This window comes from [Clostridium] polysaccharolyticum, assembly GCF_900111595.1.
Classification (GTDB): Bacteria; Bacillota; Clostridia; order Lachnospirales; family Lachnospiraceae; genus Clostridium_AI; species Clostridium_AI polysaccharolyticum.
In genome coordinates, this window is record NZ_FOHN01000008.1 from 43,077 (window position 1) to 63,357 (window position 20,281).

Annotated in this window: 25 protein-coding genes; 23 read left to right on the forward strand and 2 right to left on the reverse strand. The window is 36.2% G+C overall.

Annotated elements, in window-relative coordinates; translation table 11 throughout:
• Positions 1-9 precede the first annotated feature (9 nt).
• Positions 10-786: an adaptor protein MecA gene (locus BMY85_RS06805; RefSeq protein ID WP_092477522.1), complete on the reverse strand. Its 777-nt coding sequence runs from the start codon at positions 784-786 to the stop codon at positions 10-12.
• A 271-nt stretch (positions 787-1,057) separates the two neighbouring features.
• Between BMY85_RS06805 and BMY85_RS06810 the strand changes: the two genes are divergently transcribed.
• The 23 genes from BMY85_RS06810 to BMY85_RS06920 all read left to right on the forward strand — a co-directional run bounded on the left by BMY85_RS06810 (position 1,058) and on the right by BMY85_RS06920 (position 19,480).
• The gene (locus BMY85_RS06810; RefSeq protein ID WP_278280384.1) at positions 1,058-2,422 is read left to right on the forward strand and encodes a serine/threonine-protein kinase; all 1,365 of its coding nucleotides are present in this window, start codon (positions 1,058-1,060) and stop codon (positions 2,420-2,422) included.
• 209 nt (positions 2,423-2,631) lie between these two features.
• Positions 2,632-3,024 carry a hypothetical protein gene (locus BMY85_RS06815; protein ID WP_143066338.1) on the forward strand — a complete coding sequence of 131 codons (393 nt, stop codon included), beginning with the start codon at positions 2,632-2,634 and terminating at the stop codon, positions 3,022-3,024.
• 14 nt (positions 3,025-3,038) lie between these two features.
• Positions 3,039-3,851 carry a hypothetical protein gene (locus tag BMY85_RS06820; protein ID WP_092477525.1) on the forward strand — a complete coding sequence of 271 codons (813 nt, stop codon included), beginning with the start codon at positions 3,039-3,041 and terminating at the stop codon, positions 3,849-3,851.
• Positions 3,852-3,973: 122 nt separating this feature from the next.
• The gene (locus BMY85_RS06825) at positions 3,974-4,183 is read left to right on the forward strand and encodes a hypothetical protein (RefSeq protein ID WP_092477526.1); all 210 of its coding nucleotides are present in this window, start codon (positions 3,974-3,976) and stop codon (positions 4,181-4,183) included.
• Positions 4,184-4,382: 199 nt separating this feature from the next.
• Positions 4,383-5,015: a hypothetical protein gene (locus BMY85_RS06830; RefSeq protein ID WP_092477527.1), complete on the forward strand. Its 633-nt coding sequence runs from the start codon at positions 4,383-4,385 to the stop codon at positions 5,013-5,015.
• Positions 4,993-6,693 carry a glycosyl hydrolase family 18 protein gene (locus BMY85_RS06835; protein ID WP_092477528.1) on the forward strand — a complete coding sequence of 567 codons (1,701 nt, stop codon included), beginning with the start codon at positions 4,993-4,995 and terminating at the stop codon, positions 6,691-6,693. Before BMY85_RS06830 ends, BMY85_RS06835 begins: the two co-directional genes overlap by 23 nt.
• Positions 6,694-6,758: 65 nt before the next feature.
• On the forward strand, positions 6,759-7,469 hold the full coding sequence (locus BMY85_RS06840) for an N-acetylmuramoyl-L-alanine amidase (RefSeq protein WP_092477529.1): 711 nt from the start codon (positions 6,759-6,761) through the stop codon (positions 7,467-7,469).
• Positions 7,470-7,483: 14 nt separating this feature from the next.
• Entirely contained in the window at positions 7,484-8,572 is a 1,089-nt protein-coding gene (locus tag BMY85_RS06845) for an L-threonylcarbamoyladenylate synthase (RefSeq protein ID WP_092477530.1), read from the forward strand.
• Entirely contained in the window at positions 8,562-9,017 is a 456-nt protein-coding gene (locus BMY85_RS06850) for an arsenate reductase/protein-tyrosine-phosphatase family protein (protein ID WP_177180675.1), read from the forward strand. Before BMY85_RS06845 ends, BMY85_RS06850 begins: the two co-directional genes overlap by 11 nt.
• Positions 9,014-9,442, forward strand: coding sequence for a ribose 5-phosphate isomerase B (gene rpiB, locus BMY85_RS06855; RefSeq protein WP_092477532.1), 429 nt, complete (start codon positions 9,014-9,016; stop codon positions 9,440-9,442). The genes BMY85_RS06850 and rpiB overlap by 4 nt, the downstream gene beginning before the upstream one ends.
• Positions 9,443-9,688: 246 nt before the next feature.
• Complete coding sequence (locus tag BMY85_RS06860; RefSeq protein WP_092477533.1) at positions 9,689-10,009, forward strand: AtpZ/AtpI family protein; 321 nt, start codon at positions 9,689-9,691, stop codon at positions 10,007-10,009.
• 4 nt (positions 10,010-10,013) lie between these two features.
• Positions 10,014-10,433, forward strand: a complete 420-nt coding sequence (locus tag BMY85_RS06865; RefSeq protein WP_092477534.1) for an ATP synthase subunit I — start codon at positions 10,014-10,016, stop codon at positions 10,431-10,433.
• Positions 10,434-10,449: 16 nt separating this feature from the next.
• Entirely contained in the window at positions 10,450-11,205 is a 756-nt protein-coding gene (atpB, locus tag BMY85_RS06870) for a F0F1 ATP synthase subunit A (protein WP_092477613.1), read from the forward strand.
• A 33-nt stretch (positions 11,206-11,238) separates the two neighbouring features.
• Positions 11,239-11,502 carry an ATP synthase F0 subunit C gene (atpE, locus tag BMY85_RS06875; protein ID WP_092477535.1) on the forward strand — a complete coding sequence of 88 codons (264 nt, stop codon included), beginning with the start codon at positions 11,239-11,241 and terminating at the stop codon, positions 11,500-11,502.
• A 42-nt stretch (positions 11,503-11,544) separates the two neighbouring features.
• Complete coding sequence (atpF, locus tag BMY85_RS06880; protein ID WP_242939690.1) at positions 11,545-12,093, forward strand: F0F1 ATP synthase subunit B; 549 nt, start codon at positions 11,545-11,547, stop codon at positions 12,091-12,093.
• The gene (atpH, locus tag BMY85_RS06885) at positions 12,081-12,629 is read left to right on the forward strand and encodes an ATP synthase F1 subunit delta (RefSeq protein ID WP_092477536.1); all 549 of its coding nucleotides are present in this window, start codon (positions 12,081-12,083) and stop codon (positions 12,627-12,629) included. The genes atpF and atpH overlap by 13 nt, the downstream gene beginning before the upstream one ends.
• A gap of 33 nt (positions 12,630-12,662) precedes the next feature.
• Positions 12,663-14,168 carry a F0F1 ATP synthase subunit alpha gene (gene atpA, locus BMY85_RS06890; protein WP_092477537.1) on the forward strand — a complete coding sequence of 502 codons (1,506 nt, stop codon included), beginning with the start codon at positions 12,663-12,665 and terminating at the stop codon, positions 14,166-14,168.
• 14 nt (positions 14,169-14,182) lie between these two features.
• The gene (gene atpG, locus BMY85_RS06895; protein ID WP_092477538.1) at positions 14,183-15,061 is read left to right on the forward strand and encodes an ATP synthase F1 subunit gamma; all 879 of its coding nucleotides are present in this window, start codon (positions 14,183-14,185) and stop codon (positions 15,059-15,061) included.
• Positions 15,062-15,082: 21 nt separating this feature from the next.
• The gene (gene atpD / locus BMY85_RS06900) at positions 15,083-16,471 is read left to right on the forward strand and encodes a F0F1 ATP synthase subunit beta (protein WP_092477539.1); all 1,389 of its coding nucleotides are present in this window, start codon (positions 15,083-15,085) and stop codon (positions 16,469-16,471) included.
• Positions 16,472-16,486: 15 nt separating this feature from the next.
• Positions 16,487-16,903 (forward strand): ATP synthase F1 subunit epsilon, encoded by a 417-nt coding sequence (gene atpC / locus BMY85_RS06905; RefSeq protein WP_092477540.1) that lies wholly within the window; start codon positions 16,487-16,489, stop codon positions 16,901-16,903.
• A 74-nt stretch (positions 16,904-16,977) separates the two neighbouring features.
• Positions 16,978-17,736 (forward strand): YwmB family TATA-box binding protein, encoded by a 759-nt coding sequence (locus BMY85_RS06910; protein ID WP_092477541.1) that lies wholly within the window; start codon positions 16,978-16,980, stop codon positions 17,734-17,736.
• A 157-nt stretch (positions 17,737-17,893) separates the two neighbouring features.
• Positions 17,894-19,069: an AAA family ATPase gene (locus BMY85_RS06915; RefSeq protein WP_092477542.1), complete on the forward strand. Its 1,176-nt coding sequence runs from the start codon at positions 17,894-17,896 to the stop codon at positions 19,067-19,069.
• 198 nt (positions 19,070-19,267) lie between these two features.
• On the forward strand, positions 19,268-19,480 hold the full coding sequence (locus BMY85_RS06920; protein ID WP_143066340.1) for a hypothetical protein: 213 nt from the start codon (positions 19,268-19,270) through the stop codon (positions 19,478-19,480).
• Between the two features lie 54 nt (positions 19,481-19,534).
• Here the strand turns inward: BMY85_RS06920 and BMY85_RS06925 are convergent, their stop codons facing one another.
• Positions 19,535-20,191, reverse strand: coding sequence for a hypothetical protein (locus tag BMY85_RS06925; RefSeq protein ID WP_092477544.1), 657 nt, complete (start codon positions 20,189-20,191; stop codon positions 19,535-19,537).
• Between the last annotated feature and the right edge of the window lie 90 nt (positions 20,192-20,281).

A 20,281-nucleotide genomic window follows, 5' to 3' on the forward strand; every position in this document is an offset into this window, starting at 1 on the left:
ATTACCATTCTACATATTTGCAAGAATCTGAACCGCATTTGATTTTAATATACATTCGTAGTGTTCTTTAAAGTATTCTAAAGTAGCATAAGTTGTTTTCTCAGCAATTCCATATTCAGATACAATGTTGCATATCTTATTGAATTCTTCTGGAGAATGATTTGTTTTGCTGATGCATAAATAATATACTCCAGTCTGAGGGTTTTTATAAACCTGATTCTCACCAAAATAATAATGAGACAAATGAGAAGATAAATTAATAATTTCATGAAGATTTACAAATGTAAATACCTTTGTCATATTTGCTGTTATAGTTGATTTGCGTTGTAAAGGCATCTGTTCATCCTTGCTTGAAGTTTTTGTTTCTGAAAGATGGTTAAATTCTTCCGCCTTCTCACTCTTTCTTTCATCGAGCAGGTCGTTGATTTGATCGAAACAATTAATAATTTCATCTACATATGCTTCATCTGTGTCTGTACTCTCAGATTCATCGCTCTGATCAGGTGAAAACTTTGAAAATCTTGTATCCAGTTCATCGGGATCTTCGACTTTCGTAATGACTAAAACCAAGCACTCAGAAGAAACAGGGATGGCTTCTATCATAAGAGGAATGTCATCTGCTTCAAAACCAAATTCAGCAGATGCTTGTTGCATCATTTCCCGAAACAGTGCTTTGGCTTTGTCGGTACCGTAAGCTAGTTCGCTGATGCGAAGCTGTCTATCAACCAGGTCTGCTTTGCTTAATGTGCAACGTATTTGATTTTCGTTTATTTTTTCGATTTTCACTTAATCACATCCTTCCGATGCTTTCATTACATAGATAGTGTAAGCTAAAATATATGTTGTATACAAAGTATAATTTAAAAAAATAATAAAGTCAAATTATTTATAGTTTATGTTAAATGTGTACAAAGATAGAAAAAAAGATTGTATATTAATTTTTCTAAAAAATTATTGAACAATTGGTAAAATGTCGCTATAATCTGTTATATGACATAACAAATTAGTAAAAAAAGGAGGTCTGATAATTAAGGTTATATGGTTTTCTAAATACAGAATCGTTGGTGAACTTGGTCGTGGTGGTACGTCTGTTGTTTTTTTGGCAGAACATGTCTTGCTGGGTGTCTATCGGGCAATTAAGAGAATTTCGAAAGAACATCAGGCATATTTGCAGCTCATGAGAGAAGTTCATATATTAAAATCTCTAAAGCATCCAAATGTTCCAATAATATATGATATTGAAGAAGATGAGAAATATTCATACATTATTGAAGAATATCTGCAGGGTGAATCTTTAAAATCATATCGAATGCGTCTTTCGTATCTGAGTGAAAGAAGTATCATTGATTTCACATTTCAAATTTGCGATTTCATCAAATATTTACATACATTTTCAGCTGGAATTTTATACTTAGATCTTAAGCCGGAAAATATTTTAGTGCATCAAGGAAAACTGAAATTTTTAGATTTCGGAGCTGCTGTTTATGAATCAGAGTATGACAAAGTGTCTTATTCTATGGCAACGCCAGGATATGCAGCACCAGAATGGCTGAATTGTAAGGCTGATAAAAGAAGTGATATTTATAGCATTGGCTGTCTTATTTATTTTTTGGTAACAGGAACACTTTATCAGCCGTCTCGTGTTTCTAGAAGATGGTCTTGGATGCTGGTACGGAATCGTAAAATCTATAAAATCATTGAAAAATGTGTAAAGCCATTGCCTGAAAGCCGGTTCCAGTCGGTTGGGGAGCTAGAGAACTGTTTAAAGAGGGCAGTGGAGACAGGGGAGTCTAATAAAGAAAGTGCAGTTATGTCATATTGTATAGCAATTGCAGGAAGTGAAAGAAGGGTAGGTGTAACACATATTGCGTTATCCTTAGCTAATTATGTGGGGAGAATCAATAAGAATTCTATATACATTGAATGGAATGATAGCGGGTTTTTGCAAGAGTTTGTTACATACTGCAAAGGCGTAAAGGAAAAAGGCAAGTACTGGTGCATGAAGCATGTAAAAATGCAGGAAAAAAAAGCTTGGAATCAAAATACCCAAAAGGAAAGGTTTCGGTTTGCAATAAAAGATTATGGTGTATTAACAGAAAAAAACATGGAAGAATTTCTGCAAGAGGAACATAGGATTGTAGTTGCGGGTTCAAAGCCTTGGGAGTGGAAATCTGCTTTGTACTGGATAAAAAAACTCTGTGATGAGGATAGTATTCTATATTTACTAAACGGAACTAACGATGAATGCGGGAAGATAGAAGAAGAAGCGTTATTCTGCAAGCATAGTATTCATGTGCCTTACCTGAAACAGGTATTTTACGATGGACATAAGTCTATAGGTAACTATGTATTTGATAGTGTAATACGTTATGTTGTAAGAAATGAAGGGAAGGATGGTGATAGGGTTTCAGATGTAGAATAGGAAGGAAATGTAAAATAGGAAGGGCCAGTTGTAATCGGGTTTTTGCAGTGGCAGGTTTGTATCACGGAGCTGGGACTACTATATTTTGTATTAACTTTGCTGTGTTTTTATCAAAAAATTTTGCGGGGAAAATACGGATTATTGAATTGAATGAAAGTGGAGATTTTAGAAAACTCTTGAAGGGCCTAGAAGAACAGCGAGACATAAGAATGGAAAAGGGGAGTTTTGAAGTGGGAGTTATTTCTTTTTCCAGTGTATTTTCTGAAAGAGAGCTTGTGTATACACTGGATGAGGAGTATGATTTTGTGATTCTGGATTTAGGCTGTAAATACCTGAAGTACCAGAAAGTTTTTTTAGAAAGTGATCAGAAAATAGTTCTTGGAAGTACATTGCTTTGGAGAAAGCAGGAATATGAACATTTTCTTAGCAGTGTCAGAAAGATAGAGCATTATGACACATGGGAGTATGTTGATATGGCAGGGGGCAAGAGGAAACCGGGCTTTGTTGATGGTGGTAGAATTAAACTGAAAAAGTTTGATTGGATTATAGAAACTTTCAACGTAACAGAACGTGCTGCAAAAGTTTACTGGTCTCTTTTATAGAAAAGGAGGTGCTAATGAAAATTATCAAAGGAAGAAGAAAATACTATCTGCTGTTATTAAAAAAGGTGTTTTTCTTTGTTATGTTGATAATGATAGGGGTTATTAGCGGAATATTTTTTATGAAAATTAAGAATGGCAAATTTGCCAGGGAAAGAAGAATGGAAATCTATGTACTGAAACGAGATGTGGAGGCTGGAGAAGTATTAGAGAAAAGAGATATTTACTGCACCACTGTAATTAACGAGGGGCGTCAGGTAATAAGTACAAATCTTCTGAACTGTGTCGGGAAGCCAGTTAAACAAGCACTTAATAAGGGAACAGTATTAAATGGCCAGATGTTTGAAATGGGAGATGTAGAAAAGGAGATTCGGAAAGTTCCTTACACTTTTATTCATAATTCAGATATGCTGAAAAAAGGTGATTTGGTAGATGTTCGTATATCTTTTCCTAATGGAGCGGATTTTATCATTCTTAGCAAGAAAAAAGTAATTCGTTTGGAAGAAAGAGAATCTTCTGAAGAAAGAGTGCTTTGGTTAGGGGTGAATGAAGAAGAAATACTGCGTATGTCTAGTGGAGTAGTTGATGCGTACTTGTTTGAAAAGGCTTATATATATGCTGTAGTTTACACAAGTGAATTGCAAAGTTCTTCTATTGTAAATTATCCTGTCAATAAGGTGGTGGAGGAATTGATAAAGAAAGATCCGAATATCATACAAATTGCCCAGGATAAGAAGACATATGAATTAAGAAAAAGAATATATGAAAATGCGCCAGACTTTAAAGGAGAAAAGGAAATAATGCAAGGAGGCCTAAAGTATTTTGATTAAAGACTAGCAGCAGTTTAATGTGACGAGAGAACGGATATAAAATGTTTCACAACTGTATTATAAGTTCTCAATTATGTAAATCGTTCATGCACCTTCTGCCATTAAGCTGGGAGATGACAAGGATGAGAAATAAGAATAAGTGGATTATAATGGATATCGAAGAAGCTAATAGAAGAGGGCTAGAGATATGCATTGACGGAAAAGAATATACATATTCAGACATTATGAGAAGAAAAAGATATCTGGTAAAAGAAAATGCGGATTATATGTCAGACTATATTTACGATGAGCATGGCAAAGTTGTTGGGATATATTATGACAAAGTAAAATAGGATACCTCTATACCATTTCCGCAACATATACTTACAAAGAGTTTTGTCTGAATAAGTGTATTTGAAAAATTACTATTAAGGGGGGCGTTTAAAGTCCTCCCTTATTATTTTCTAGCTTTTTCTTGTACAAAATTCTTAGATAGTGATATAATAGGGACGAATGAGGCCAAAAAGAGAATGACTACAGTATAGGAGAGTTATGAAAAGAACTATTAAATCAGACAGAACGATATCTTGCCAGAAGTATTTTCTGGAACTGGCTGGAACGTCAATTTTACTGATAGTGGCAGTTGTGCTCCTTTGTTCCGGAATGGTTTTGAATCCTTTTCGGGTAGCGGAAGTAAAAAGAGAGGAAGATATAAAGAAGGCATATCAGAAACACATAAGTTATGTGAAAATGACCAATCAGACGTTAGTTTTTACACGGTACTATAAAATGGATAGCAAAGGGAAAGCAGCATATAACTGTTACATGACAACAGGATTTGATACAAGATATTTTGTGTTCATACCAGTTGAAGGAACAGCAGATAAGGATGGCAAAACGATAGAGAAAATCAGCAATTGTGATTTAGTAGGGCGGCTTTGCAAGGATAAGCGGCTTATGGATACCGTAGCGTCGGACTATAAGGTTACAACGGAACACTTTATAGAAGAATGCAGCGTATCGCAAATTATAATTGATGAGGCAGGGGCTAAGAGAAAAGAAGTGCTAATTATATGGATTGCACTATTTGGACTGTTATCCTCATATATCTTATATGTTTTAGTAGTTTTATTCGTGAATAGAGGTATGGGAGGAAAACAGAATGAAAAGAGTAAGGAGCAATAAACTTCTTGTGCTTGTATTTGCAGTTGTTGCAACTATAGCAGCAGCTGCAGGCGTGATTGTGGTTCAGAAGCTGATACCAAGTAAAAAAGTTATGGACTTGACACAATACTATCAAGTTGATTCAGATAAAATAAAAGTGATATTAGAAAACAGGATTTCAGAAGAACCGGGACTGTATCTTGAAGGAGTTGCCTATATTGACTATGATACGGCAGCAGAGTACCTGAATCACAGGTTTTACTGGGATGCCCATGAAAATGTGCTTATTTATACAACGCAGGCAGAAGTGGTAAAAACGGAAATCGGTTCTTCTGAGTATTACCAGAATAAAAGCAAATCATCGGTTTCTTACCAGATTGTAAAGACAATTGGGAATAAGGTGTATGTTGCAATTGATTATGTGAAGTTATTTTCTAATATTGAATATACAATCTATGAGAAACCAAACCGTATTGTGATTCATTATGACTGGGGACAGGATTATCTGGTTTCTGATGTAAAGAAAAATACGCAGCTTCGTTATGGTCCAAGTATAAAGAGTGATATACTTGTCCAGCTAAAGGAAAATGAATCATTGACTTATGTGGATGTGGAAGAAGTAAAGGGGTCAAAATTTAAAAAGGTAATAACCACAGATGGTATTATTGGTTATGTAAAGGCGAAACATGTTGCTTCGGCAAAGTATAAGACGTTAGATAATGGCTATAAGGAGAAACCGTACTCTCACATTACTAAAGATTATACAGTTTCATTAGGCTGGCACCAAGTGACTAACCAAAGTGCAAATAACAACTTGCTTGCAGTTCTTGAACAGTCTAAGGGAATTAATACAATATCACCAACTTGGTTTTCCGTTGCAGACAATCAGGGGAATATTACTTCTCTAGCAAGTGAGGCGTATGTAAGCAGAGCCCATAATGCTGGTGTTGAGGTTTGGGCGCTATGTGACGACTTCAACAAAGAAGCTGATATAAATGAATTATTATCCTATACATCAAGGCGAGAAAAACTGGAAAATGAACTGATTGCAAGTGCATTTAAATTTGATCTTGATGGAATCAATATTGACTTTGAAAATATTACTGCCAAATCGGCAAAGCATTATATTCAGTTTTTAAGAGAATTATCTATCAAATGCAGGAACAATGGTATTGTTTTATCAGTAGATAATTATGTACCTGCATCATACAACAGATTTTATGATCTGGAAGAGCAAGGAAAAGTTGTGGATTATGTTGCGATTATGGCATATGATGAACATCATTCAAATTCAGAAGAAAGTGGTTCGGTTTCCTCTATTGGATTTTTCCAAAAAGCTATTGAGGATACCTTGAAAGAAGTGGGGAAGGAAAGAGTCATTGCTGGAATTCCTTTCTACACTAGATTATGGACAGAGAAGGCTGATGGCAGTTTAACCAGTGCAGCCTATGGAATGGGTGCAATCCGCACATTGCTAGAAGAAAATGGGGCAAAAGTGAACTGGGATGAAGAAACAGGACAGAATTATGCCGAATATAAAACGGCAGATGGAGTCAATAAAGTCTGGCTTGAAGATGAAAAATCCATTGAGCGAAGAATGAAAACAGCTTCCGAAGCGGGAGTGGCAGGAATGGCTTATTGGAAGCTGGGTATGGAAAAGGCTAATGTCTGGAATACAATTCAGAAGTTTATCAATTAGAAAGTTAGAATAAGCTGGAAATTTTTTCATAAAATAATAGAAAAGATATTTTCAGGTTGTAAATCATGAAAAAGTTTTGTGGTATTGTTGTAATCATACTGCTAGTGGCTGCACTAGGAATAGGTTTGAAGCAGAGTATTGCTACTTTTGGGACTACAAGCATTGAAACAAGTGATGTGAAGCAAAAGAGTGAAAAACAGAGGATTGTTATTGATCCTGGGCATGGCGGCTTTGATCCTGGGAAAGTGGGGGTAAATAACATTTTAGAAAAGGATATTAATTTAGAGGTATCTCTTTTTCTAAAAGATGAACTTGAAGCGGCAGGATATGATGTAGTTATGACACGAACGGAAGACTGTGGCTTGTATTCAAGCACAGATAGTAACAAAAAGCGTACCGATATGCAGAAGCGTGTAGAGATTATTAATAACAGCAATGCGGTTATTGCGGTGAGCATTCATCAGAACAGTTTTGAACAAGAGAGTTCTAAGGGGGCTCAGGTTTTTTATCATCAGCAGTCTGAGAAGGGAAAGATTTTGGGGGAAATGCTGCAAGAGACCATAAAGGCAGAGATTGCAGATGGAAACCACAGAGTTGCGAAATCCAATGACTCTTATTATCTGTTTCGGAAAACCCAGTGTCCAACTGTTATAGTCGAGTGTGGTTTTCTGACAAATCAAGGAGAGTCAAAGCTTTTGACAGAAGAAGATTACCAAAAGAAGATGGCAGCAGCAATTTGTGACGGTATAAAGAAGTACTTTGAACAGAACGTATAAAAGAGGTCTTATAAATGAAAACAAAGGTGAAACAAGTCAATAGGGATAACTTTAGTCGAAGTGAGTTTGAAGAAGCATCAGAAATTTTGAGAAGTGGCGGATTAGTTGCATTTCCAACAGAGACAGTATATGGATTAGGTGGAGATGGCCTGCTTTCTAGTGCAGCAGAAAAAATATATGCAGCAAAGGGCAGGCCATCAGATAATCCATTGATTATTCATATTTCCAGCATGGATGATTTAACACAATTGACCGATGAGGTTTCCGAGAAGGCTAATAGATTAGCGGATGCTTTTTGGCCAGGGCCATTGACTATGATTTTTCAGAAAAATGATAAAGTGCCTTATGGAACAACTGGAGGGCTGGATACAGTGGCAGTCAGAATGCCTAATCATCCTATTGCGTTAGAGCTGATTCGTACATCCGGTGTACTGATTGCTGCGCCAAGTGCGAATACATCTGGAAGACCTAGTCCTACAAAAGCCGAGCATGTAGTGGAAGATCTGGATGGAAAGATTGATATGATTATTGATGGTGGAGAAGTTGGAATTGGAATTGAATCAACTATTGTAGATTTGACAAGCGAAATTCCAACAATTTTAAGACCTGGATACATTACTAAGGAAATGCTGGAAGAAGTAATTGGAGAAGTGGCAATAGATCAGGCCATTTTGACAAAAGGAGTCAAGGATGGCTTAAAGCCAAAAGCACCAGGTATGAAATATAAGCACTATGCGCCTAAAGGAGATTTAACATTATACAAGGGCTTGCAAAGTGAAGTTGTAGATGAAATTAATAAAGATGCAGCTAAAAAGAGGGCTCAGAATTATAAAGTGGGTGTAATCGCTACTGAAGAAACCAAGGAAATGTATGATGCAGATTATGTAATGTGTATTGGTTCACGAAATGATGAAGAGTCCATTGCAAGACATTTATATGGAATATTAAGAGAGTTTGATCATCTTGAAGTAAAATATATATATGGAGAGTGTTTTTCAAAAAATAATCTGGGACAGGCAATCATGAATAGGCTCTTAAAAGCGGCAGGTTATCATGTGGTGGATGTCTCAGGTAGGGAAAGGTGTGATAAAGATGAAATATAGTAAGGTTGTCTTTGTCTGTACAGGAAACACAAGCAGGAGTCCTATGGCGGAAGCGATTTATCGTGGCATGTCAGAAGATGGAACTATAGAGGCTTGTTCTCGTGGACTTGTTGTATTATTTCCGGAACCATCGAACCAGAAGGCGGATATGGTGGTTGAAAATCATAATCTGTCTTTGGATAATCATGTGTCTGCACCACTGACCAAGGAAGATATAGAAGGAAATGTACTTGTTTTATGTATGACATTTTCTCAAAAAATAAAGGTTGCAGAGGAGTTTGGAATTACAGAAAATTTATTTACCATAAAGGAATATGTGGGGGAAGAGGGAGATGTAATAGACCCTTACGGGGGGACTGTTTTAGAATATGAAGAATGCTTTTCTGAATTATCAAGACTAATTAAGAAATCATTAATAAAACTTAACGAGGAGGCTAAAGAATGATTGGAATAGGATGCGATCATGGCGGCTATGCTTTAAAGCAGGAAATTATTAAGTATTTAGAAGAAAAGAAAGTGCCATATAAGGACTTTGGCTGTGACAGTGAGCAGTCGGTAGATTATCCAGTGTATGCTAAAAAGGTTGCTAATGCAGTTTTAGATGGTACTTGCGAAAAGGGAATCTTAATCTGTGGGACAGGAATAGGTATCTCCATTACAGCAAACAAAATAAAAGGCATTCGCTGTGCACTTTGTCATGACTGCTTTAGTGCGCAAGCAACAAGAGAACATAATGATGCAAATATTTTAGCTATGGGTGGAAGGATAGTAGGACCTGGTTTAGCAGTTAAAATAGTGGATACATTTTTAAATACTGCATTTTCCAATGATGAGAGGCATATAAGAAGAATTAATATGATAGAAGAGTAAAATATGAACAATGTAAAAGACCGTTATGCTTGCAATAAATGTAGTATTAATGGTCTTTTTAATCTGTGGATAAAATTGGATTATACAATATAGTATAACAGGTATACATATTGTTGCATATCAATCCGCTAATAGAATGTTATATCGTAAATTTTTAAATAGGTGGTTAGATTTATAACTAGACAAAGTCTATTAAAATGTATATAATGTCATTATCTAAAAATTATCAAAGGGTTTGTTCATAAAATGAAGAAGGAAAATCGTTCTGTTTTTAAGGCGTGGGTGATGGTAACGCAAGTTGGCATTACATTTTTGACGCCTATAGGTTTATGTGTAATCGCAGGGTATTATTTAGATAAGCATTTTAAAACCAGTTGCTGGTTTATCATTCTTTTTTTCTTAGGGGTTCTAGCAGCCTTTCGAAATGTCTATGTTATGACAAAAAGTTTTTATGAGAAAGACTTGAAAAGGGAAAATGAAGAGCTTGAATATTGGAAGCACTTTACTACAGAAGATAAATCTTCGTGGAAAAATAGTAAGAGTGAAAATGGTACTGATAAGGAGTAATATATTGGAAGATTCAAAACAAACATTAAATAGGCTGCTTTTGGGCATTCTTTTTTATGCAGTTCCTTTTATAGCAGTGGATCTATTTTGGATAAACAAAAAATTTACTTTTCTGTTTGGACTGACCATAGGCTGTTTTTTGTCAGCATTCATTGCAATTCATTTATACAAAAGTCTGGATTACTGTCTTTCACTTGATCCCGAATCGGCAGAAAAAGCAATGAAAAAGAAAACGATGATTCGTTTTTTTGTGATGTTGTTAGCAGTGGGAATCAGTTTTTGTTTCCCTGAAATAATAAATCCATTAGGATTATTCATTGGTATGATGGGGTTAAAAATATCTGTATATTTTCAGCCTTTCATTCATAAATGGTGTACTTCTTGGGGTACACTTGCAATAAAATTTAATAAAAAAGGAAGGTGAGTTTGTGAATGGTTGGATGGCAGCAAAGCCACTCGTTTTAGCCGCTGATGCAGCAAAAGCAGCGGGAACTTCTAAGGAACTGGATCTTGGTATTAATGGTTTTCACCAATATCATCTGTTTGGGCAGGAACTGTATATTACCAATACACATATAGCAATATTTATTGTTATGGTGACTTTAATCATATTTAGCATCATAGCAAATAAAGTTATTAAAAAGGCAGATCCAACAAAAGCTCCTGGGGCATTCTTAAACTTCATCGAACTGATTGTAGAATCAGTTGATAACCTGACAGCTTCCAGTATGGGAGAAAAACATGGACATAAGTTTTCAAACTATATCGGAACACTGTTTGCGTTTATTTTTTTATCAAACATTTCAGGTTTATTTGGTTTAAGACCGCCGACAGCTGACTATGGAACAACTCTAAGTCTGGCACTGATTACTTTTGTATTAATCCACTTCAACGGATTTAAGTATCAGAAAATCGGACACATTACAGCTTTGTTTAAGCCTGTAATTTTAACACCAATTAATATTATAGGTGAAATTGCTACACCAATTTCCTTATCACTACGTTTATTTGGCAACGTAATGTCTGGTACATTGATGATGGCATTAGTTTATGGTTTGCTTCCTAAGTTTTTAACTATGCTAGGATGGCCAGCATTTTTACATGCTTACTTTGATGTATTCTCTGGAGCAATCCAAAGTTATGTATTTTGTATGTTGACAATGGTATTTATTTCTGACACTTTTGGTGAAGAATAAGATGAATAATTTATTATTAAGGAGGAATTCTCAATGAATATAACAAACGAAGGTTTAGTAGCAGCATTTTCCGCTTTAGGCGCAGGTATGGCAGTTATTGCAGGTATCGGACCTGGTATTGGACAAGGTATCGCAGCTGGACATGGTGCAGCAGCAGTAGGACGTAACCCAGGTGCAAGAGGTACTGTTATGTCAACAATGCTTTTAGGTCAGGCGGTTGCCGAAACAACAGGTCTTTACGGTTTGCTAATTGCATTCTTATTATTATATGCAAATCCGCTTCTTGGCAGATTCTAGTTGGAAGAAAAATAAGAAAGCCAATTGAAGGGAGGCAAGAAAGTGAACGTTATTCTGTTAGAGACGGACTGGATGAATAACCGAATCTTCGGATTGGATTTACAATTGCTTGTAGATGCAGGAATTATGGCAATTGCTATGTTAGTACTGTTCTTTTTTATCTCCAGCTTATTGTTTAATCCAGCAAGAGCATTTTTGAAAAAACGCCAGCAGTATATTCAAGAACAGCTTGATAATGCAAAACGTGACGAGAAACAAGCCAAAGAGTTCAAGGCTGAATACGATGGCAAGTTAAAACAGATTGATAAAGAGGCTGATGCCCTTATCAGTGAAGCACGTAAAAAAGCATTAAAACAGGAAACAGTTATTATTAATGAAGCAAAAGAAGAAGCAGTGAAAATGATTGATCGTGCCAATAAAGATATTGAGTTAGAGAAGTCTAAAGTTCAAGATGAGATGAAACAGGAGATTATCAATGTTGCATCTGCTATGGCTGGCAAGATTGTAAAATTTTCTATGGATGAAAAAACGCAAAGTAAATTATTTGATGAAACATTAAGAGAGATGGGTGATGGAACATGGCAAAATTAGTTTCTAAAACATATGGCCAAGCACTATTTGAACTTGCCCTGGAAGAAAATGCATTAGAACAGATTTTGGAGGAAGAGGCTTTTGTAAAAGAAGTTTTTGCCGACTATGGAGACCTTGTTACTTTGTTAAATCATCCGAAAATCAGTAAAGATGAAAAGATTCAAGTGGTGGAAAATATTTTTAAAGGCAAAATTAGCGACACAATGTTAGGATTTCTTGTAATCGTTGTAACAAAGGAGCGCTATGATGAGTTAGAACAGATTTTTCAGTACTTAGAAGAAAAAGTCAAAGAATATAAAAATATTGGAGTTGTAAGTGTAACAACAGCAGTGGAACTGTCTGAGGAGCAAAAAGCACGTTTGACACAAAGACTGTTAGAAGTTACATCTTTCAAACAATTGGAGTTCAGTTATTCAGTTAATCCACAGATTATTGGTGGAATGATTCTTCGTATCGGAGACCGTATTGTGGATAGCAGTATCAGGACTGAAATTGATCAGATGGCTAAGAGCCTTTTAAAAATACAACTCTCTTAATTATTACAAATAGAAAGAAGGTGCATAGGTATCATGAATTTGAGGCCGGAAGAAATCAGTTCTGTAATTAAAGAACAGATTAAGAATTATAGCACACAACTTCAAGTATCTGACGTAGGTACCGTAATCCAGGTAGCGGATGGTATTGCACGTATTCATGGTTTGGAAAATGCCATGTCAGGTGAGCTTTTAGAGTTCCCTAACGAAATCTATGGTATGGTTCTTAACCTTGAGGAAGACAATGTTGGTGCAGTTTTACTTGGTGATGCCAAAAATATAAATGAAGGCGATATAGTAAAAACAACAGGCAGGGTAGTAGAAGTTCCTGTTGGTGACGCTATGTTAGGCCGTGTTGTAAATGCATTAGGACAACCGATTGACGGAAAAGGACCTATTGCATCCACAAAATATAGACAGATTGAAAGAGTAGCATCTGGTGTTATCTCACGTAAATCTGTAGATACACCTTTACAGACAGGTATTAAAGCGATTGACTCCATGGTACCAATTGGACGTGGACAGCGTGAGTTAATTATCGGTGATAGACAGACTGGTAAAACAGCGATTGCTCTTGATACTATTATTAACCAGAAAGGCCAGGGGGTAAAATGTATTTATGTTGCGATTGGACAGAAGGCTTCAACAGTTGCTTCCATCGTAAAAACATTAAGTGAGTACGGTGCAATGGATTATACAACAATTGTTGCAGCTACAGCAAGTGAACTTGCTCCGCTTCAGTATATTGCTCCATATTCTGGATGTGCAATTGGTGAAGAGTGGATGGAAGCAGGTCAGGACGTATTAGTTGTTTATGACGATTTATCCAAACATGCTACTGCTTACCGTACACTTTCCTTGCTTCTTAAGAGACCACCTGGACGTGAAGCTTACCCTGGTGATGTATTCTACTTACATTCCAGATTATTGGAAAGAGCTGCTAGATTATCAGATGATTTAGGCGGTGGTTCTTTAACAGCCCTTCCAATTATCGAAACACAGGCAGGTGACGTTTCCGCATATATTCCAACAAATGTTATTTCTATCACAGATGGACAGATCTACCTTGAAACAGAAATGTTTAACTCTGGTTTTCGGCCAGCTGTTAATGCAGGGCTTTCCGTATCTCGTGTAGGCGGTTCTGCACAGATTAAAGCGATGAAGAAAATTGCGGGACCTATCCGTATCGAATTAGCTCAGTACAGAGAACTTGCAGCATTTTCACAGTTTGGTTCAGACTTAGATGCTGATACAAAAGAAAAGTTAGCACAAGGAGAAAGAATTAAAGAGATTTTAAAACAGCCTCAGTATAACCCAATGCCAGTTGAGTATCAGGTTATCATTATTTATGCTGCTACTAAGAAATATCTTCTTGATATTGAAGTAGATAGAATTTTAGATTTTGAAAAAGGTCTTTTTGAATACATTGATACGAAGTATTCAGATATTCCTGCAAGTGTTCGTGAAAAGAAAGAAATTACAGAAGAAACAGAAAAGAACTTAATTCAAGCTATTACTGAATTCAAAAAAGAGTTTAAATAGAGGAGGTAGAGATTATGGCCTCCATGAGAGATATAAAAAGGCGAAAAGACAGTATTCAGAGTACGGGTCAGATTACCAAAGCCATGAAGCTTGTTGCTACTGTAAAATTACAAAAGGCAAAGTCAAGAGCGGAAGAATCGAAGCCTTACTTTAATTATATGTATGATACGGTAACCTCCATGTTAAAGAAGTCAGGGAATATATCTCATCCGTATCTTCAGGCTGGAGATTCTAAGAAGAAGGGATTTATCGTAATTACTTCTAATCGTGGACTTGCTGGTGGATATAATTCAAATTTAGTAAAACTGATTACAAAGGGCGACTTTAAGAAGGAAGACTGTGTGATTTATGCAGTTGGACGAAAAGGCCGCGAAACTTTGGAACGTTTAGGTTATGAAATAAAAGCGGATTACTCAGAAGTGATAAATGAGCCATTATACAAAGATGCACAGGAAATTGGAAGAACAGTACTGGATGCATTTACTAATAATGAACTTGGAGAAATTTATCTGGTTTATACGGTATTCAAAAACACTGTCTTGCAAGTACCGACTTGTACGAAACTTTTACCTGTCTCTAAGGATGAGATGGGAAAAGAGGGAAACAGCAATGAGAAAATATCCATGGATGATTTGACTCTTATGAACTATGAGCCAGAAGCAGAAGAAGCTTTAAATACGATTATTCCTAAATATGTCAATAGTCTTATTTATGGTGCATTAGTTGAATCGGTAGCAAGTGAAAATGGTGCCAGAATGCAGGCAATGGATTCTGCTACAAATAATGCAGAAGATATGATATCAGATTTATCGCTTAAGTATAATCGTGCTAGACAAGGTGCGATTACACAAGAACTTACAGAAATTATTGCAGGTGCATCTGCAATTGAATAAAAAAGGAGTGAAAAAGCAAGTATGGCTAAATCTAATGTAGGTAAAATCACTCAGATTATTGGTGCGGTACTAGACATTAAATTTACAGAAGGTAATCTTCCTGAAATTTATGATGCCATAGACATCAAAACAAAAAGTGGAGATACTTTAGTTGTTGAGGTAGCGCAGCATCTTGGTGATGATACAGTACGTTGTATTGCCATGGGACCTACAGATGGTCTGGTTCGTGGAATGGAAGCAGTTTCTACAGGTGCTCCTATCTCCGTACCGGTAGGTGAAGAAACATTAGGACGTATGTTTAATGTACTTGGCAATCCTATTGATAACAAACCAGCTCCACAAGTTGCCCATGACCCAATTCATAGAAAGGCACCTGCTTTTGACCAGCAGTCTACAGAGACGGAAATGCTGGAAACAGGTATTAAAGTCGTTGATTTACTTTGCCCTTATCAAAAAGGTGGTAAAATCGGTTTATTTGGAGGTGCTGGAGTAGGCAAAACAGTATTAATTCAGGAGTTAATTACAAACATTGCTACTGAACATGGTGGATATTCTGTATTTACAGGTGTAGGAGAAAGAACTCGTGAAGGTAACGATCTATATTATGAAATGATTGAGTCTGGAGTTATTGATAAAACAACAATGGTGTTTGGCCAGATGAACGAGCCACCTGGTGCCAGAATGCGTGTAGGTCTTACAGGCCTTACAATGGCAGAACATTTTCGTGATAAAGGTGGAAAAGATGTTCTTTTATTCATTGATAATATTTTCCGTTTTACTCAGGCTGGTTCCGAGGTATCTGCCCTTTTAGGACGTATGCCTAGTGCCGTTGGTTATCAGCCAACATTACAGACAGAGATGGGTGCTTTACAGGAACGTATTACATCTACAAAGAGTGGTTCTATTACGTCTGTTCAGGCTGTATATGTACCAGCAGATGACTTAACTGACCCAGCTCCAGCGACAACATTTGCCCACTTGGATGCGACAACAGTACTTTCACGTTCTATTGTTGAGTTAGGTATCTATCCTGCGGTAGATCCATTGGAATCTACATCCCGTATTCTGGATCCCCACGTAGTTGGAGAAGAACATTACCAAGTTGCTCGTGGAGTACAGGAGATTTTACAGAAATATAAAGAATTACAGGATATTATTGCAATTCTTGGTATGGACGAACTTTCTGAAAGTGATAAGCTTTTAGTTGCTCGTGCTAGAAAGGTTCAGAGATTCTTGTCTCAGCCATTTAACGTTGCAGAACAGTTTACTGGTCTGGAAGGGAAGTATGTGCCTATTTCTGAAACAATTCAAGGATTCAAAGAAATCTTAGAAGGTAAGCACGACGATATTCCAGAAAGTTATTTCTTAAATGCTGGTAATATTGACGACGTTCTTGCAAGAGTAAAGTAGGAACGGAGGGAGTCCATGGCGGATAATAAATATTTCAAAGTGAAAGTCATTTCTCCAGACCGTATATTTTTTGAAGGAGAAGCAGATTTTCTCGAATTAAAAACAAGCGAAGGTGATATTGGTATTTTAGCAGGACACATTCCTCTAACAGCTGTTATCGCACCTGGTATCATGAAGATTACTAAGGACAGTGAAGTGAAAGAGGCTTCATTATTGGAAGGTTTTGTTGAAATCCTGCCAGACCGTGTAACTGTTTTAGCAGAAGCATGTGAATGGCCAGATGAAATCGATGTTAACCGTGCCAATGAAGCAAAAATCCGTGCAGAAAGAAGATTAGCTGGAGGTGAAGGTGATATCAATTATCCTAGAGCGGAAATGGCTCTACGTAAAGCCTTAATTCGTATCGAATTAGGTGACCGTAGGGGATTATAATAGAAAACAAAACGAATAAATCTCCAATTATTGGCAATGCTTTAAATAAGCAAGCTGGTAATTGGAGGTTTTTTATGAGCAAGAAAATAAGAACGACAATTTATATAGTAGGTATTCTGTGGATTGTGGTTATGTCACAGTTATTAGTAAATCGTATTTTCAAAAAGGATACAAATATTATGGATGCCTTTATTGATACGGATACGAACATAGAGGAAAGTAAACTAAATCTGGCTGTAGATTATGGAACAGGCAGCATACTTAGCGATCAGAAGGAAGAGGTACTTAGAAGCTTAGCACAGGAAATAAACCTAAGAAATTATAAAATTGTCACTGAAACAGGGAAACATACAATAGATATGAAAATTGAGAAATATACAAAGAAATCTAAAAATGTAATTGAATTCATATCAGTGGAAATGCAAGAAGGCAAAGAGAATGGCTATCATCATTTTGTATTGCTTGAGACTAAAATGACAGATGACTTTTCTGATGTTATGAAAGCCAAGAAGGATATAGAAAAATATGTTTCTTCATGGGGAGCAAAAGACTATCAGTGTGTTGTGAAATTTACAGGAAATTATAAAGGGCAGATGTCAGAAAAAGAAAGGAACCGGCAAGTAGAGAAGTTACTGCGAAGCTTGCAGGCAAAAAGAGTAGACTCCATTCAGGCAGATAACTACTATGCTGTTTACGGATATACAAATATGGTAAAGGATTATATTAAGGCATCTGGAAAACGCATTAATATTAATGTAGTAGTGACTTATAACGAACAGGAAGACAAGACGAAATTGTGTCTGGCAACACCTGTTTTAAATGAGGATTATTAAAAGAGACAAGCCGCAAAACAGTCGGAGAGAGAAGTTTTGTGGCTTGTTTTGAGTATTATATAGGGGAGTATATGGTATTGGAAAAGATATAATGTTTTGATATAATGAATTGAAGTAATGTGTAGCACAAAAGTATTTTATGGGAGGTTAGGCAAAAGTGAAAATACGAAGTGTAGAGTTAAAGAATTTCCGCAGTTTGTCTAGTAAAAAGCTTACTTTTACAGATGTTCAAAATAAAGTGAAGCAGTTTACGGTATTAATTGGAGACAATGGTGCTGGAAAAACATCTTTTTTAGAAGCGATTACGAAAAGTTTTGTGCCAATAATTCGTTCTATAGATAGTAAGGCAGTAAAGAATTGTGATTTAAAAGATAGTGATATAAAATATGAATGCGGATGGACAACGATTTCAACAGAAGCTGAAATAGATGGAAAAAAATACATGTTATTAAATAAGAAGCGTATTACAGCAATTACTGAATATGATGAAACAATAAATTTGAAAGAAGAGAAGCAGCAAAAGACATTATTGAAAGATGCCTTTATAAAAAAAAGAGAACAAAAACATTTACCACTGATATTATATTATGGAACTAACCGCGTATTTAATGAAGTACCTAGAAGGGGACATATAAGAGATTATACGATGGAGGATGCTTTGGAAAGCTGTTTTGATAATACAAATAATTTTCGGGGTTTTTATGAATGGTTTAAGAAGGAAGAGGATATTGAATTAAGGGAATTAAGGCATCAGAAAGATTATAAGAATGTTCCTTTAAATGCAGTTAGAGATGCTATTTCTAGCATGATACCAGGCTATAGGAATCTAAGAATAGAACTTAATCCTTCACGAATGGTAATTACGAATGAGAGTGGAGAGGATCTAAGAATAGAACAGCTTAGTGGAGGATACAAAGCGGTTTTGGCAGTAGTTTCGGACATTGCAAAGCGTTTAGCTATGGCGAATCCTACGAGTATTAATCCGTTAGAAGATGAAGCTGTAATTTTAATTGATGAATTAGACTTACATTTACATCCTAAATGGCAGAAAACAATAGTAGCAGACTTAAAGCGTACATTTCCAAATTGCCAGTTTATTGTATCAACTCATTCACCATTCATCATACAGAGTTTGAAGCAGAGTGAATTATTAGATTTGGAAAATGAAGATGTACCATTAGAAGATGGAACATTTGAAGGATGGAGTATTGAAGAAATCCAAGAAAATAAAATGAACGTAGAGTGTAAAACGGAAAGATATAAAGAAATGATGATTGAATTTTCTGATGCAGTTGATGAGGAAAAAAAGGACAGAAGTGCTAAGGCTTTATAGTGAACTTGTTAAAATGCTTCACCCAGACAGTACGGAAAGGAAAATTATTGATATGGATGTAAGGATGGTGAGGCAAGATGATTAAACTGGAAAGGGGCAAATGTTCACCAGAACTATAGAGTAATTACTCCTAGAGTGCAGATTTGTGAGCATTTAATTGAATTAATAGAAAAATTAGTTGATAAAATGAGTAAAAGTGTGAAAGTGAAAGATAATGATATTGAAGACTTAGAAAAAATTTTAGACCTATGTAGAAGAGATATGGAATATGCAGCAGTGAAAGCTACACGCATACTAAATAATGAGAAGTACATAGCTATAAAAAAGCAATTAAAAGAATCAGGTAAATGGAATATTCGCCTAATACAATTGGAAGAGGAACTAGAAGGTATTAAGTTGGATATAATATAAACACGAGGCTGCCACACCACCAGAATAGAAAGATGATGTGGCAGCTGCTTTAGCTTAAAAATGATGGTTTCGATACCTGCTACGTCGATAATTCATCTCATTAAAAAGCATATTTTCAACTAAGTGCCGCATCCAGTTTGGATTTCCCTTATTATCGTAGTGGGCAAATGGAACAGGAGGACACCATCTTCCGCTGCCACAGCGTCTATTGGCAATAGGGCAAAGAGGGCCAAAGCAAGGTCTAGGAGGAGGTCCCCAAGGTTTAGGAGGTGGAGGAGGTCCCCATGCACCCCATCCTGAAGCCTGTAGTTCCGTTGCTTCTACCATTTCTTCTTCACAATCTAGCATTGCATCATCTGGACAGTAAGAACGAGTGGTAGTGGTTTCAATGTCAAGAGAGGCACTCTTTAGTTCGCCATTATCTTCATTATCATTCTCTGAAGGGGTAAGACGTAACAGAATTTTATCTACAATCATTCCTAAATGCGTTTTATCAGGAAATTCATCAAACATGACGCTTCCACTGTATTCTAACTGATCACACTCATCATCAATCACAATCTGGATGGCTTGTAAAGGCTCTGGAAACTGCCGTTTCATGTATTCAACATCTTTGTTGTAGGCAAGCATGTTTTCTACTTGCTTAAAATTGCTGTCATCCTGAATTATGCTTTCTGCGTGTAATTCATTGTCATAATCTAGATAACCCATAAGTACTCCTTAATGCTGTTTACTATCAGTATATGAAAAAAGATAAGAACTGTGAAATATATTATCGTTGCACTTTCCAATAAAAATAGT